This is a genomic window from Corynebacterium belfantii, assembly GCF_041898185.1.
Taxonomy (GTDB): domain Bacteria; phylum Actinomycetota; class Actinomycetes; order Mycobacteriales; family Mycobacteriaceae; genus Corynebacterium; species Corynebacterium belfantii.
Window position 1 is genome coordinate 1,877,790 of record NZ_CP157823.1, and the last position, 14,523, is coordinate 1,892,312.

The 14,523-nt window shown below is 52.7% G+C and carries 11 protein-coding genes; 4 read left to right on the forward strand and 7 right to left on the reverse strand.

Annotated elements, in window-relative coordinates:
• The first annotated feature begins 65 nt into the window (after positions 1-65).
• Positions 66-1,607, forward strand: a complete 1,542-nt coding sequence (locus tag ABMV07_RS09295) for an IS1634 family transposase (protein ID WP_374064146.1) — start codon at positions 66-68, stop codon at positions 1,605-1,607.
• Positions 1,608-1,678: 71 nt separating this feature from the next.
• On the opposite strand, the gene thrC is transcribed toward ABMV07_RS09295, so the two are convergent.
• Positions 1,679-3,127: a threonine synthase gene (gene thrC / locus ABMV07_RS09300; protein ID WP_088266773.1), complete on the reverse strand. Its 1,449-nt coding sequence runs from the start codon at positions 3,125-3,127 to the stop codon at positions 1,679-1,681.
• Positions 3,128-3,296: 169 nt separating this feature from the next.
• On the opposite strand from thrC, the gene ABMV07_RS09305 reads away from it, so the two are divergent.
• Positions 3,297-4,091 (forward strand): sortase, encoded by a 795-nt coding sequence (locus tag ABMV07_RS09305; protein ID WP_088266774.1) that lies wholly within the window; start codon positions 3,297-3,299, stop codon positions 4,089-4,091.
• Here the strand turns inward: ABMV07_RS09305 and ABMV07_RS09310 are convergent.
• The 4 genes from ABMV07_RS09310 to ABMV07_RS09325 all read right to left on the reverse strand — a co-directional run bounded on the left by ABMV07_RS09310 (position 4,088) and on the right by ABMV07_RS09325 (position 9,772).
• Positions 4,088-4,339, reverse strand: coding sequence for a hypothetical protein (locus ABMV07_RS09310; RefSeq protein WP_088266775.1), 252 nt, complete (start codon positions 4,337-4,339; stop codon positions 4,088-4,090). The two genes, ABMV07_RS09305 and ABMV07_RS09310, sit on opposite strands and share 4 nt — an antisense overlap.
• Before the next feature lie 87 nt (positions 4,340-4,426).
• A complete protein-coding gene (locus ABMV07_RS09315) occupies positions 4,427-5,074 on the reverse strand; it encodes a heme oxygenase (biliverdin-producing) (RefSeq protein ID WP_196981621.1) in 648 nt (215 codons plus the stop codon).
• Between the two features lie 139 nt (positions 5,075-5,213).
• Complete coding sequence (locus ABMV07_RS09320) at positions 5,214-8,381, reverse strand: bifunctional [glutamine synthetase] adenylyltransferase/[glutamine synthetase]-adenylyl-L-tyrosine phosphorylase (protein ID WP_196977528.1); 3,168 nt, start codon at positions 8,379-8,381, stop codon at positions 5,214-5,216.
• 50 nt (positions 8,382-8,431) lie between these two features.
• Positions 8,432-9,772: a glutamine synthetase family protein gene (locus ABMV07_RS09325; protein ID WP_196977527.1), complete on the reverse strand. Its 1,341-nt coding sequence runs from the start codon at positions 9,770-9,772 to the stop codon at positions 8,432-8,434.
• Between the two features lie 142 nt (positions 9,773-9,914).
• Between ABMV07_RS09325 and ABMV07_RS09330 the strand changes: the two genes are divergently transcribed.
• Positions 9,915-11,507, forward strand: a complete 1,593-nt coding sequence (locus ABMV07_RS09330) for a CYTH and CHAD domain-containing protein (RefSeq protein WP_088266779.1) — start codon at positions 9,915-9,917, stop codon at positions 11,505-11,507.
• A gap of 9 nt (positions 11,508-11,516) precedes the next feature.
• On the opposite strand, the gene ABMV07_RS09335 is transcribed toward ABMV07_RS09330, so the two are convergent.
• Entirely contained in the window at positions 11,517-11,708 is a 192-nt protein-coding gene (locus ABMV07_RS09335) for a hypothetical protein (protein ID WP_197689388.1), read from the reverse strand.
• 167 nt (positions 11,709-11,875) lie between these two features.
• On the opposite strand from ABMV07_RS09335, the gene ABMV07_RS09340 reads away from it, so the two are divergent.
• Positions 11,876-13,108, forward strand: a complete 1,233-nt coding sequence (locus ABMV07_RS09340) for a galactokinase family protein (protein WP_088266781.1) — start codon at positions 11,876-11,878, stop codon at positions 13,106-13,108.
• A 4-nt stretch (positions 13,109-13,112) separates the two neighbouring features.
• On the opposite strand, the gene ABMV07_RS09345 is transcribed toward ABMV07_RS09340, so the two are convergent.
• Entirely contained in the window at positions 13,113-14,495 is a 1,383-nt protein-coding gene (locus ABMV07_RS09345; protein ID WP_088266826.1) for an RNB domain-containing ribonuclease, read from the reverse strand.
• Between the last annotated feature and the right edge of the window lie 28 nt (positions 14,496-14,523).

Here is a 14,523-nt window from a genome sequence, read left to right on the forward strand (position 1 = left end):
GTATCAGAGTGCGGGTTTTGTCTGACTAAGCGGGTAGCGGTGGGGGTGCCGGTAGGCTGTTGAATATGTCACCGAGTATCCGCCGGGTCCCGACGGCGTCGGGTGCGACCGCTGTTCAAATCATCTGGCGGTACCGCAACCGCAAACCTGAAATCGAACACGTCGGCTCCGCCCATACCGACCACGATCTCGCAGCGCTGATGGTCAAGGCTCAGCGGCTTGTCGATGGCGAGCAAATTTCACTTGACCTCAAAGTGTTGCCTTCTGCGGTTGCTGTGTCTGGAACAGGCACGGTTGATAATCCCGTCACGGTATCCGGTGAACGCGCAGGTCTTCTCCTAGACGCGATTCGCGGGGCCTTCCAACTCCTTGGCCTGGATACGGCAAGCGGCAAGGACGAGGTGTTTTTCAACCTGGTCCAAGCCCGTATTATCTCGCCGGGTTCCAAGTTTGATTCCATTGAAACTCTGGCAGAAGTCGGCGTGGCCTCGGCTTCATACGCGACTATAAAGCGCTACCTTCCGCGGTATGCCGACAAAGACTTCCGCGACCAGATAACCCACGCGCTAGCCACACACGCGGCCATTGGTCCTGGTGTGATGGTTCTCTACGATGTGACAACCTTGTATTTTGAAACTGACGTGCCCGACGAGCTACGCAAACCCGGGTTTAGTAAAGAACGCCGACTCGAACCCCAGATCACTGTCGGGATGCTCACCGACTCCACCGGCTTGCCCTTGGCGATCGGCGCGTTTGAAGGCAATCGTGCGGAAACGCACACCATGTTGCCAATGATCCTGCGTCTTAAAGACGCCTACCACCTTGACGACATCACGATTGTTGCTGATGCTGGCATGTTTTCAGCCGCCAACAAGACCGCGATTATCGATGCCGGGTTGGACTACATTCTGGGCACGAAAGAACGCGAAATCCCAGAACCAATTAAAGCCTGGCTAGATGCAGCGGAAGGGCGCAGCTACACCGACTACGACGACGGACACATCTGGACCCACCGTCACCACAGCGACAAACGCCGCACCAGCGGCAAACCGCAGGCAGTGACCTATTACCAGTATTCCTACGATAGGGCTCGGCGCACAAGGCGCGGCATCGGCGAACAACTAGATAAAGCCCAGCGTGCTGTTGACGGAAAGATACCCGTCAAGCGGAATCGATACGTCAACCTCAAGGCCCCGAATAAGCAGGTCAACCACACCCTAGCCAACAAGCACCTAACCCTGGCCGGGATTAAAGGATACGAGACCTCACGCACAGACTTAAAACCCCAGGAAGTCATCGGTGCCTACCGGCGCCTGTTCACGATCGAGAAATCGTTCCGAATGGCGAAATCAGACCTGAAAGCCCGACCGATTTATCACCGTAAAGAAGACTCCATCCACGCACACCTAACCATTGTGATGGCCGCGATGGCCACAGGCCACGTGTTGGAACAAGCCACGGGCCTATCGTTGAAGCGATTAGTGCGAACCCTGAAGAAATACCGGACGTTTACCGTCGAAATCGCAGGCCAGACCCTCCATGCACAAACCGACCTGCCCGCTGACATCCGCGAACTCACCGAAAAGCTGCCCCAACCGTCTGACTAAATTGAGCCAAGTCAGGTCACAGTACCGGATGACATGGGGAATGTATGCGTAGTCAACGACCACAAAAAGCACTACTGAGTTTTTTCGGTTTCCTCGATGCTAGTCACAATGAAGTCTTTGACCACTGCTACGTCATTAGGAAGATCAGTTACACGACGTTGAGCATCCATGATGCTGGCAAAACGCTCTGGCATCTCAGGTTCGCGTCCTGTTGCCTCGCAGATAGTGTCAGCGAACTTAACTGGAAGCGCAGTTTCAAGGCAAACAATTGGCGAATCAATATCGCAGGCCCAATCTCGTGCTACCTTCACACCGTCCGCGGTGTGAGGGTCGATCATCATGCCACGATTTTCATAGCAGTCTGCAATCGTGGCAACGCGATCAGCATGGGTAGATTTACCGGAGGCAAATCCGTAACGATTCGCGGCCTCGGCGAATGCGGGAGCCTGAGCCAAGCTGAATCCACCCTGCTTGACTTGCGTACCAAATAGATCAGCTACTCTGTCCGCATCTCGTCCGAGAAGATCAAATACAAAGCGTTCAAAGTTAGAAGCGCGCGAAATGTCCATGGACGGAGATGACGTTTCATACGTATCTGCGGAGCTGCGTACACGGTAATCACCGGTGCGGAAAAACTCATCGAGCACATCATTTTCGTTCGTTGCAACGATGAGGCGATCGATAGGAAGACCCATCTGTTTTGCAATATGCCCTGCGCAGATGTCACCGAAGTTGCCGGTTGGCACACAGAAGCTCACTTTTTGGTCGTTGCTATCGGTAACGCGAAGCCAAGAAGTAATGTAATACACAACTTGGGCCATAAGGCGTGCCCAGTTAATGGAGTTCACCGCTCCGATTCGGTAGTTCTTTTTAAATTCCGAATCCCCCGACACTGCTTTAACTACATCTTGGCAATCGTCGAATACACCATCGAGCGCGATATTAAAGATATTCGGGTCATCAAGACCGAACATCTGTGCCTGCTGGAATGGGGTCATACGCCCTGTAGGGGTGAGCATAAAGACGCGGATCCCTTTACGGCCACGCATGGCGTATTCCGCAGACGATCCGGTGTCACCGGAGGTTGCACCGAGGATATTTAGAGATTCGCCGCGACGCCCTAGCTCATATTCGAATAGTTCGCCGAGCAACTGCATAGCCATGTCTTTGAATGCCGCCGTAGGGCCTTCTGAAAGATGACCGATATAAATGTTGTTCTCCAGTTTTGTCACTGGAACGATGTCTTCATCAGAAAACTTCGGCGTTGTGTATGCACGGGCGGTGATTTTTTCTATATCGGCCGCTGGGATGTCATCGATAAAAAGCTTTAATACTTCAGCAGCGAGTGCCGCATACCCTTTGTCTTCTAACAACGTACGCCACTGGTCAAGCAGCTCTTCGGTAAGTTGTGGATACTGTTCTGGCAGGTAAAGGCCACCATCGGGGGCAAGTCCATCCAGTAAGATATCGGTAAATCGAGCCGGAGTCGATGATGCGTCGCGCGTTGAAATATATTTCATCTCTCCTACCCTAGCGGTGACACCGCGCACACTACGACAATTGTGCCCACATATACCCCCATACTGCAGGTTTTATTCGAAGAACACCTCGTCTGCCCAGAACCTAGCGCGCCACTTATCACCATTTTTGATAGCGTTAGGGCTTACAAATCGGACAGTAGGAATTTTTATGCCGCAACCGTCATCGTTTCCCCGCCGCTACGCCATTACTATCGCGGCTCTGGGCACCACAATCGCTTTGGTCACCGCAGGTTTTTGGGCAGGCGGTGCTGCACTAAAAAATTCTTTAGACGATCCTGCTCCACCGACCGCTACTTCAAGCACACCGGTGTCTTCTCCTTCTCCAACTTCCAACAAGCCACGACCTACATCCGAGGAAAAGCCTGTAGAAACAGACCCCTACCGCGATCTGAAAACTTTAAATTCTGGAGTATCCCCAGCCGGTTTGGGTACCTTTTCGATGACCGAACCGGCCCATATAGAGGCCGCTTCCTATGATTCAATGCCCTATGAGCTCCCCCTTAACCCCGCTGGCCCACAGGCAACGATGGTGCGCTGGGTAGATGGCTGGGGCCAGTCTCCTGCCACCGCTGAACAGGGCACGACTTATGTATTAGGGCACGCGTGGGGACAGCAACGTTTGGTTTTTAACCCAATTTCTGAGGTAGTAACGTCCAACGTCGATTTTGATCGCCCTACTATTGTCCGCGGCGACGATGGCATCGAGGTCACTCGTTATCACACAAGCGTGTTAAATGGCTCAGTGGTGACCATGACTGACGCCGACGGACATGGCCGCGCATGGGAAGTAACTGGTGCTTACTTAGTCAACAAATACGAGGCTATCGACGACTCCGAGCTTGTCGACGATTCCATCCCAGGGCGCATCGTCTTGATCGCATGCTCGGTCGACGGGTCCGTTGACCTTGAATACAACGTTATTGTGACCGGCCAACTGATTTAGTTGGTTCGACGTGCGATGAGGGCGTCGATAAGCGACGTTAAGGTTTGTTCCGCCCCACCAGAGGTGGCGTCGTTATCAGTGCGCTGACGCCGTCCTGACACGGATTGCTTGGCGGTCACGCTCAGTATGTTTCCTTCTAAGGTCAACGGCGTGTCTGCCCCGGTCGCTGTGGATTCGATAGCGGTAGCAAATGCATACAGCTCACCTACGGTGGCATTGCTTAGATCAAGACTTAGTTTCATGGACATACTAAAAAGCTCCTCTCAATAACTGTGAATGCTCACCAGCATAGAGAGGAGCTTAAGGATCTTGCATCGGGGCAATCCCTGATTTACTTACAGGCCTTTACCCAAATCTGCGAAAACTTGGTGGTTGAAAACGAAAGCATTGGTTGCTTCTTTCAAAAGGTGCTCACGCTGTTCATCGCTAAGCTCTAGGTTGTTGAGCTTTTTACGGTACTCATCCTTGTAGACCTTGAGCTTGTCGATCCCCCCGAAGTGGTAGAAACCTAGGGCTTCAGGATCAACGCCGTAGTGGCGCTGCATCATACGCGCGATAACCTGTCCGCCCGAAAGATCCCCGAGGTAGCGCACGTAGTGGTGAGCAACTAGCGCTGGGCCGTCAACATTGTCGCGGATTTCTTCAAGGCGATTCACGTAATCGATAACAGCTGGCGATGCTGTGATGCGTGAGCGCCACTCGCTACCGCCGTTTAGCTTGTCTAGGTCGCGTGCCAAAACCTCAGCACGGTTGAGAGCGGGATCGAGGAGGGACTCAGCAAATCCGCTGGCACGCACAGCATCTGCTGCCTGCTCTAGTGCCATGTAGAACAACCATGCTTGCTCCTGCAGACGAGTAAACTCCGCTACCCCCAAGCGACCTTCTAACAGGTCGCTCATGAACGTGGAGTGCTCAGCTTTTTCGTGGGCTTGTGCGGTGGACTGCTTGAGTTCAACAGCGAGGCCTGCGGTTGCAGTAGTCATAGATGAAGGAAACCTTTCGTATGGACGCATCATGCGTTCTGATCAATAACCTAGAAGATACTTAGGTTAGGTTCCCCTTACGTCAACCAGATGGTTGATTCTTAACCGCGCCAAGCGATCGACCTCACCTCATCAACCGCTAATAGTCATGTTCGATACTATCGACGCCCCAAAACACCTCATCAACTATTTGTCGTGCACGGCGGGTGACCTTCAAATAGTGATCAAGGTACTGCTGAGAATCAGACGGTTCCCAACCAGCCGCACCCGCTACCGCTGCAAGCTGGGTTCCCTGCTGTGGCAGCTGATCCACGCGTTTTCCGCGCACCAGCACAATGGCGTTTCGCGCTCGCGTGGCAGTAAGCCACGCTTGACGTAGCACCTCAACCTTTTCTGGTTCGATCACAGCGTGCTTTTCAATCACATCGAGACTGTCCAACGTGGACGGGTTATGGAGATCCTGAAACTCGTGGGCATGCATCATGGTCAGTAACTGAACGGTCCACTCAATATCCGTTAACGCACCCCGCCCGAGTTTGGTGTGGGTATTACGATCAGCACCACGCGGCAATCGCTCATTATCCACGCGTGCCTTCATCCGCCGGACTTCCCTAATAACTTTCTGGCTCACACCAGCTTCGGGATAGCGCAAGGACTCGATCATCTCGAGGAATCGAGCGCCGAGCTCTGCATCACCGGCGATAAAATCAGCCCGTAAAAGCGCTTGGATTTCCCACACTTCACCCCAACGCTTGTAATACTGCTTATAGGATTCCAGCGTGCGTACAACAGCACCCGAACGCCCCTCAGGACGCAACCCTAAATCCACGTCAAGCGGCGGATCGCCACTCGGCTTGGCCAGACGCGATCGCATCGAATCGCATACTCCAATTGCCCATTTTACCGCGGCTTCATCCGATACCTCCTCGGTTGGTTCACATACGAACATCACATCAGCGTCGGAACCATAACCAAGCTCTGAACCACCTAAGCGCCCCATGCCGATCACAGCAATGCGCGCTGGTGGCACCGAGTTCTTATCCCCTGTCGAGCTGATTAACGCTGCTCGAATTTCGGCTTGCAAACCGGCTTCCAATACCGCATCCCACACATACGACAATCGGCGGCACACTTGTTGCACACTGAGCATTTGCAACAAATCTGCACTGGCGATGCGAGCCAGTTCGGCACGGCGAAGCGATCTAGCAACTGCAATACTCACATCCGGATCATCGTGACGAGCCGCAGCTGCCACGATCGATTTGGTCACGCGGTCTTCTGAGGTTTCTAGAAGTTTCGGACGCGTGGCGCCGTCGCCAAGCTGTTTCACAATGTCTGGCGCGGAGATGATCAAATCAGCCGTGTACGGAGAATTGCCCAAAATTCGCATGAGACGCTGGCCGACGACTCCCTCATCACGCAGCATCCTCAAAAACCACGTGCGATCGTAGGCAGCCTCAGAAAGTTTGCGGTAGTTCAAAAGACCCGCGTCAGGTTCTGCTGTCTCCGAGAGCCACTCCATGAGCGTGGGCAAAAGCATCGCTTGAATTTTGGCTTTCCTACTACCTCCCGCGGCAAGCGCATGAAGGTGGTCCATGGCGCGATCAGGAAATACATAGCCCAACGCAGCGAGCTGAAGCTTCGCGGCTGCTGGGGAAAGCTTCAAGGTGCCCACCGAAATATTGACGACGGAATCGAGCAGCGGCCGGTAGAACAGCTTTCGATGCAAGCTCGATATATGAAGGCGCGATGTTTTTAGCATCGCATTCATCTCATCGGTAGCACTCGCCAGTTTGGAGGTTTTAAACCCTGCAGCTCGCGCCAGCCAACGCAGTTGCTTCGTTTTCGTTGCCTCCGGCATCGTATGGGTGCGCTTTACTTTTTGCAGCTGCAAGCGGTGTTCCAACAATCGGAGAAACTCATAGGCACGAATGAGCTCAGCACCGTCTTCGCGCCCAACGTATCCGCCCTCAATAAGCGCGTTCAGGGCGTCAATCGTAGAAAGCGTACGCAAGGATTCGTCGGATCGCCCATGAACAAGCTGCAAAAGCTGCACTGCAAATTCCACATCGCGCAACCCTCCCTCGCCAAGTTTAAGTTCGAGGTTTTTCAGTTTGGCTGGGACATTTTCTAAAACTCGGCGGCGCATTCGCTGCACGTTGTCAACAAAAGATTCACGTTGACTTGCTTCCCACACCATTGGCTGGATTTTCTCGCTATAGGCTTGCCCAAGCGGAATATATCCGGTCATCGGCCGGTGCTTGAGTAACGCTTGGAACTCCCAAGTTTCAGCCCATCTCTTGTAATACGCAACATGGGAATCTAGGGTGCGTACCAGCACCCCATGTTTGCCTTCGGGGCGAAGTGCTGCATCGACTTCGAAGAAACAAGCACAACCAATGCGAATAAACTCCCCTGCTAGCCGAATAGCTTTAGGGGTTACCGGCTCAGCAGCGAAAATAACATCAACATCTGAAATGTAATTGAGTTCCTGAGCACCGCATTTGCCCATCGCCATAACAGCCAGATGTGTATCCACTTCACTTTCTGGATACACATGTGCCACAGCGACGGCCAATGCAGCGGTCAACGCAGCATCAGCCACATCAGCTAATGCCTTGGTGACGGTCACAAATGAAACCTCCGGCAATCCGGTGCGATGAATGTCTTCGGGATAGGTGCCGGCAAGATCAGCCGCTGCGATCCTCAGCAGCAACGAGCGATAGGTAGTTTTTAGTGCAACTTCTGCACGATCCCCAGTAATTTCAGCACGGTAAGTACCAGGTGTGGATAGATCAGTATTCGCGGTATCATCCGCGCTGAGATCAGCACCAAAGGAAAATTCCGAGTCTGAGTCCGAACCCTGCGGCTGCTGGGATTCTGAAGAAAAGCTCGCAGGTGCGGCGCCGACGGAACCGAGCATGAGCCGAAACATCTCTTGCCTCGTCGGCATTGGCCTTTGTAATTCCGGCCATGTATGCGGATGCGCCACAATGTGGTCCCCCAGCGCCGTGGATGCACCAAGGAGGGAAAACAGCTTTACGCGTAGCTCTGGGTCAGCGCGAAGTGCATTGTGCAATTGCCCTTGTTGTTGTTCCCCCAATGCTTCCATCAATCGAATAAGGGTGTTCAGCGCTAAGTCCGGATCTGCAGTTCCGCTGAGGTGCCACAAGATTTCGGCGGATTGTTTTGGGGCGTCGGCTGCTGTGTCTGGATCATTGGAATACCACCCCAACCAGCACAGATCTTTTTCGGCGTTGGCGTTGCTAAAGCCTAGGGCTCCGATAGATGGAAGTGTTTTTCGCATGTGGTGGTACTCCGAGTTTTGTCACCGATGAAAACGAGCGTGACGATGTATTAGTTGTCGAGGTTATTGCGCAATTCCCATGGGGTGATTTGCTGCTGGTAGTCGTGCCATTCACGCCATTTGTTACGTAGGAAGTATTCAAAGACGTGCTCGCCAAGGATATCGGCTACCAATTCACTGCGCTCCATTTCTCGTAGCGCTTGATCCAAGCTGGTTGGTAGGTCTTTGTATCCCATGGCGAGGCGCTCGCGACGTGTAAGCGAGCTGATGTCTTCTTCGGCTGCGTCTGGGATTTCATAACCTTCGCGGATGCCTTTAAGTCCGGCGCCTAATAACACAGAAAATGCTAGGTAAGGGTTGCATGCGGAATCTGGTGAACGTACTTCCACACGACGTGATTCTGCTTTTGCTAGCCGGTAGGTAGGAACGCGAATGAGAGCTGACCTGTTCGAGGCGCCCCATGTGGCTGCAGTGGGTGCTTCGTTGCCAAAGAGGATGCGCTTGTAGGAGTTGGTCCACTGGTTAGTCACAGCTGAGATCTCATTGGCGTGGTGAATAATGCCGGCGATGAATCGTTTTGCGGTCACGGACAGTCCGTATTCATCGTCTGGATCATGGAATGCGTTGATGTCACCTTCGAACAAGGACATGTGCGTGTGCATCGCGGAGCCGGCGTGATCCCTGAACGGCTTTGGCATAAAGGTGGCACCAATGTTGTTGTCGATAGCGACTTGTTTCATCAAATGTTTAAAGGTGATGATCGAGTCTGCCATGGTCAACACATCAGCGTGCCGGAGATCGATTTCTTGTTGTCCCGGCGCGGTTTCATGGTGGGAGAATTCGACGGGGATGCCCATGCGGTCGAGTGCAAGCATGGCTTCACGACGGAACATGGGGGCGTCATTTTGGCTTGCTTGGTCGAAATACCCGCCGTTGTCGGTTGATACTGGTGGTAGGCCGTTCGTGCGAAGGTTTTGGACTAGGAAGAATTCGATTTCTGGGGATACGACACAGTGGAATCCTTCGTCGGCAGCGAGTTGTACTTGTTTGCGAAGTACTTGGCGTGGGTCCGAGTTGGAGGCCTGGCCGTCGGGGTTGAGAATGTCGCAGAACATTCGGGCCGAGCGCATAGTGGGGTCAGAGTTGAGGCTCGGCAGCATTTGGAAGGTCGAGGGGTCAGGAAGCGCGATGGTATCGGCTTCTGAGATTCGGGAGAATCCTTCGATCGCGGAGCCGTCGAACCCGATGCCTTCTTCGAAGGCTGATTCGAGCTCTGAGGGGGCGACTGCTACTGATTTGAGAAATCCGAGGATGTCAGTGAACCAAAGTCGTACGAAGCGGACGTCTCGTTCTTCAATTTCTTGTAGCACGAATTCTTGTTGGGAGTTCATATCTCATACGATACTTTCTGCTCGTGACATCGTGCGGTCGCCCCATTGTTTTCGCAGTATATAGGCTCTTTTGGGTGAGGGTTGCGTGGTTATTTTCATGTTTTGTTATCGCGTGTCATAACAAACTGGTAGAACTCATGTCATGGGATTACAGCGCCAGTTGGAAGTAGAAGCGAAATACTCGGTTGACGCTATGGCAGCGGCGCCGGATATTAGTTCAGTGTCGGGCATTACTCAGGTGACTGCGCCAGAGGTTGTTCGGTTGTCTGCTACGTATTTTGATACGGAGGATTTGCGGCTTTCGCGTGCCAAAATTGCGTTACGACGCCGCACCGGTGGTCACGACGAAGGCTGGCATATTAAGGCTTCGACTCCGCAGGGGCGGAGGGAGACGCATGCTCCGTTGAGCGAAGATGTACCGCCTGAGTTGTTACAGGAGGTCCGCGCGATTGTACGAAATAGTCCACTGATTGCGGTGGCACGCGTGGATAATGAGCGGCATCTTTCTTTTGCTTCTGACTCCGAGAATCGTGTGCTTCTTGAGCTTTGCGACGATCACGTGCATTCCGTTTCGTATCTGGAAAAGGGCGCGGAACAGCGGTGGCGTGAGTGGGAAATCGAGGCTACTGCTTGTGCGCAACAATTAGGTCAAGCAGATAGTTTGTTGGAGGCTGCCGACTCAGTAGTTCGTGCTCAAGGCGCGACAGATCCGCAGAGTGGTTCGAAATTACAAAGTGCTTTAGGCGACTCGGCGTTCTATATTCCGTCGCCTCCGCAACCTGCAGTTATTGATTCTTCAAGCCCTGTATTTCCAGTGCTGGCTTCTTTGCAACGTGATAGTGCTGCACTTATTCAATGGGATCCACGTGTTCGTCGTGATGAGCCCGATGCGGTTCATCAAATGCGTGTGATAACCCGTCAGTTGCGCAGTAATCTGCACACTTTTAGAGAGTTTTTTGCTCCACATTCCACAGAAAAGCTGGAGGCCAAACTAAAAGAGTTGGCAGCTGTGCTTGGGAATGCGCGGGATTGCGAAGTAGTACAGGCTCGATTCCGTTTTATTGCTGATGATCTTGCTGCTTCGTTGTTGGATGAGTCAACGAGAGATTTCCTCCATCATGGTTTGGATGCTGACTACGCCAAAGCACATCGCAGGATTAATTTAGCGCTGAACGATCAACGCTATTTCGATCTTTTAAACGACATCGATAGCTTTCTAGCGTATCCTCCGCTGGTTGCTCAAACCAAGAGCACCGATTCGAGTTTTCCTGCGTTAGTGGAAAGTCTGGATGAGGCTTATGCAGCAATGCAGCGCCGATATTCCAAGGCGGCTCCGTGCTACAAAGATTTGGAAAAATCCTTGCCCGAATATGAGGAAACATTCCATGATCTGCGTAAATCTGTTAAAAAATTCCGCTATGCTGCCGATGCGATTGGCTCTTCTACTCCATTAGAAACAAAGAAACTAGTTCGCGCTTGTAAAAAACTACAAACAGACCTCGGTGAGTTCCAAGACACGGCAACGTCTCGGGTGATGATCCATAAGGCAGCACGACATGCCGAGCTGCGTGGAGTGTCTAGCTTCGAGCTCGGCATCGTCTACTCCTATGAGTATCAACGCGCTGTGGTTCATTTGCATGCCGCTAAGAAAAGCTACAAAGAAGTAGCCCAGGCGTATAAGGACTTGCAAAAGAAGGCCAAGAAACAGCTCAAGAAGGGCAAAAAGAAGAAGTGATTGAGTGATTTAATCCCACTCGTCGTCTTTTTCGTCCTCCGCATCTGCGGCTTCATTGCGTGCTTGAGCTATTTCGAGAGCATGTCGGGCTTCTTCTGCGGAGGCGTATGGCCCCATTCGGTTGCTAAAGCTTGATGCTTTTCCTTGCTCAACCTCTCCGGTTTCAATGTTAAAAAACCAATGAGCATCTGTGTTGGACATAGTGCATATCCTCCTATGTGATGATGGTAAGTTCTTTCTGCCAGAATGCCAGCGCACTGGGGTATCTCGCTACCCCAGTGCGCACCGAAGTGCTGAAAGCACTAGAGTATTCACAGCGCATCTGTGCGCTTAGATCTTGTTCACGTTTTATAAGGAGCCCCCGCATAATGTTTAAGAGGCAGCACACCGACGCCGACGTCCTCGAGCACCCTGTGTCTGCTTCTGCTCCAGCGACGTGGTCGTTGATTGGTGAACATACCGATCATGCTGGTGGCGTTGTGCTGATGAGTGTTGCCCAGTTACGCACCCATGTTGAGGCCACCACTCGTGCAGACGATATTGTGTCGGTGGATTATTACAGCGCTGATCCCGACATGCCAGTCCAACAATCCACTATCTCGTTGAGTGATGTTTTCGAATGGCAAAACAGTCTCAGCGGTGATCACGAACCTTTGGAATCACCAGGTGATGCTAGCCCAGCGCTCACTGTGGCCGTGCTGATTTACTATATGGTGCATCGCCAACTGCTATCCCGTGATACCCACGGTTTTAATGTGACCGTAACTAGCACGATTCCCGAAGATGCAGGTTTGGGAGATCAAGAGGCTCTTATCATGGCTGCAGCATTGGCCTTTGCTCATGATTATGAGGATGTTCATACCGCTCCCATCAAAGCAAAGTTTGCAGATGTGTGTTTCCAAGCTTCTCAAGCGGCAACCGGTAGGCCACACGTACGTGCTCGCTTCGATTCCGCGCTTCGTGGCTTAGCAAGCGACCTCAACATTGTTGATTATTCCGATGGTTCCGTCACTCATTTCCCACACCCGCTCAATACCCAATCAGACTATGCGGCATTTGTAGTCATCCCTCCTGTGGGTGCAGAACAAACCGCAGAGGTCGAACGTCGACAAGCTTTTATCACTTCAGCCGAAAAAGCCTTCGGTACCGACTCCCTCCGCGCGCTTCCCGACGCCCGAGAACGCGTCATCGAATGGCTTCAGGCCGTCCATGAAGTCTGTGGAACCGACAATGTTCCCACGATCACTGAAGCTGCCCACTGGTTGGAGTTTATGGAAACCGAAACTCAAGCAGCCATCAACGCGGCTCAAGCAATCAAATCGCGCCGCCACGCGGCCTGCTTCGACATCGTGTCGGAATCACAGCGCAATCTTGAGAACCTCTATACCATCACCACGACCGATGCCATGCTCAGCCAGCTCTGTCTTTCTCGCGGGGCAGTCAGCGCCCGCAGCACCGAGGCCGGAATTTGCTGCGCTATCGCAGCCATCGTTCCGCTACACCATGCCCAAAACTTTGCTGCGGATTTACGAGCAGACGGCCTCAACGTGATTGAGCTGCAATCCGGCCACGACGCTGACATCGACGGCGAAAAAATCTAGCAACCTAGTCTGCAGGCCATGCGCACCGCACGCTGCTGGTGCTGGGATCTGCTTCGATTACAGTAACGTCGACTTGCTTTCCTCGTGGCGCAGCGCCTACACATGCAGCGATCACAGGTGGGTTTTCAATAAAAACCCGACAGGCATTATTTTTCTCACTGCTATCAATTACTACCGCCGGAAAAATGTGCCCCACCCATGGCTGCAAAACAGTTGCTTCTGTGAGGTCAAGACATGCTCGATCCACAGCACTAGCAGTCAAGCTGCTAGAACGCATGGATGCCACAACGGACTCAAGGTTTCTGGTTACCCATTCCGGAACGGGCGTGTTGTTAGAAATCGAAAGGCAAATCTCGGTGGCATAGCGGTCGATCAGACGCCGCAATGGAGCGGTGACATGTGTGTAGTAGCCGCCTACTCCGGCATGTTGATGCGCTGGACCGTCTCCCAGAATCTCGTAATCTGCCCCACGGAGTAGCTTTTGGGCCTCTCGCATGAGCGCTAAGGACCGAGGCTCGCTCATATCGACCTCATTGAGATCACAATTCTCTGGATAGCCCAAAGAAACTGCAGCCGAACGGAAAGCATCAAGAGCTGATTGTTCAGGGGCATCAAGCGTGCGCAATACTCCAGTCGCTGCGGCAACCATCATGTCTGCAGCACACATTCCGGCAAGTAACGAGAGCTCAGAGTTGTAGTCCATACTGCTCAGACGCTCTTCGATGTCGAGTTCCGCTGCTCCGTCGCGTATTTCTACCGTTTGGCTGGGCATTCGCAAGTTGATAGCTTGCGAACGGCTTTTCGTAGCAGCACGGAGGCGTCCGACCTCAGGGAGCAACGCGATAGAGGGATGCAATGTACCGGCAGCAATATCGTGTTCTACTTCTTGATAGTTGAATCGCTGCACGCTGCAGATAAGGCAACGTGTTACTTCAACGCCTACGACTTCGCCAGCATGGTCAAGATTGATTGTCCAGACCACCGCTGGGCGGTCACAGTCCGGTAGTAAACTTGCACGGTCTTCGGATAGTTCGGCAGGGTGCAGCCGAGCTGGCTGGTCGGGAAGATAAATTGTTTGCCCTCTACGCAAGGATTCGTCTGCCACCACGCGAGGTGCATCAAATTCTACGAAAGCTGCAACGTCGGCAATCGCATAGTAGACGGTATAACCATCGTTGTGGTTCGTTATGACTACTGCTTGATCCAGATCCATGGAACCGGCAGGATCGATGGTGACAAACTCGTAGTCGCGCATGTCTCTACGTTGACCCGCGAATTGATCGTCCAGTTCGCGGGCAACAGAAATCACATCACTGGGAAATTCAGTACTGATATGAAATTCTTCGGCAATAGCGGAGAAATCCAAGGGGTGCGCATAGAGTTTCATTGCACCATTTTGCCACGGAATCCCTCCA

Excerpts from the sequence above, each read along its gene's own strand:
- ABMV07_RS09295 (WP_374064146.1), top strand. The coding sequence starts at position 66 with ATGTCACCGAGTATCCGCCGGGTCCCGACGGCGTCGGGTGCGACCGCT.
- thrC (WP_088266773.1), bottom strand. The coding sequence starts at position 3,127 with ATGAAATATATTTCAACGCGCGACGCATCATCGACTCCGGCTCGATTT.
- ABMV07_RS09305 (WP_088266774.1), top strand. The coding sequence starts at position 3,297 with ATGCCGCAACCGTCATCGTTTCCCCGCCGCTACGCCATTACTATCGCG.
- ABMV07_RS09310 (WP_088266775.1), bottom strand. The coding sequence starts at position 4,339 with ATGTCCATGAAACTAAGTCTTGATCTAAGCAATGCCACCGTAGGTGAG.
- ABMV07_RS09315 (WP_196981621.1), bottom strand. The coding sequence starts at position 5,074 with ATGACTACTGCAACCGCAGGCCTCGCTGTTGAACTCAAGCAGTCCACC.
- ABMV07_RS09320 (WP_196977528.1), bottom strand. The coding sequence starts at position 8,381 with ATGCGAAAAACACTTCCATCTATCGGAGCCCTAGGCTTTAGCAACGCC.
- ABMV07_RS09325 (WP_196977527.1), bottom strand. The coding sequence starts at position 9,772 with ATGAACTCCCAACAAGAATTCGTGCTACAAGAAATTGAAGAACGAGAC.
- ABMV07_RS09330 (WP_088266779.1), top strand. The coding sequence starts at position 9,915 with ATGGGATTACAGCGCCAGTTGGAAGTAGAAGCGAAATACTCGGTTGAC.
- ABMV07_RS09335 (WP_197689388.1), bottom strand. The coding sequence starts at position 11,708 with ATGTCCAACACAGATGCTCATTGGTTTTTTAACATTGAAACCGGAGAG.
- ABMV07_RS09340 (WP_088266781.1), top strand. The coding sequence starts at position 11,876 with ATGTTTAAGAGGCAGCACACCGACGCCGACGTCCTCGAGCACCCTGTG.
- ABMV07_RS09345 (WP_088266826.1), bottom strand. The coding sequence starts at position 14,495 with ATGAAACTCTATGCGCACCCCTTGGATTTCTCCGCTATTGCCGAAGAA.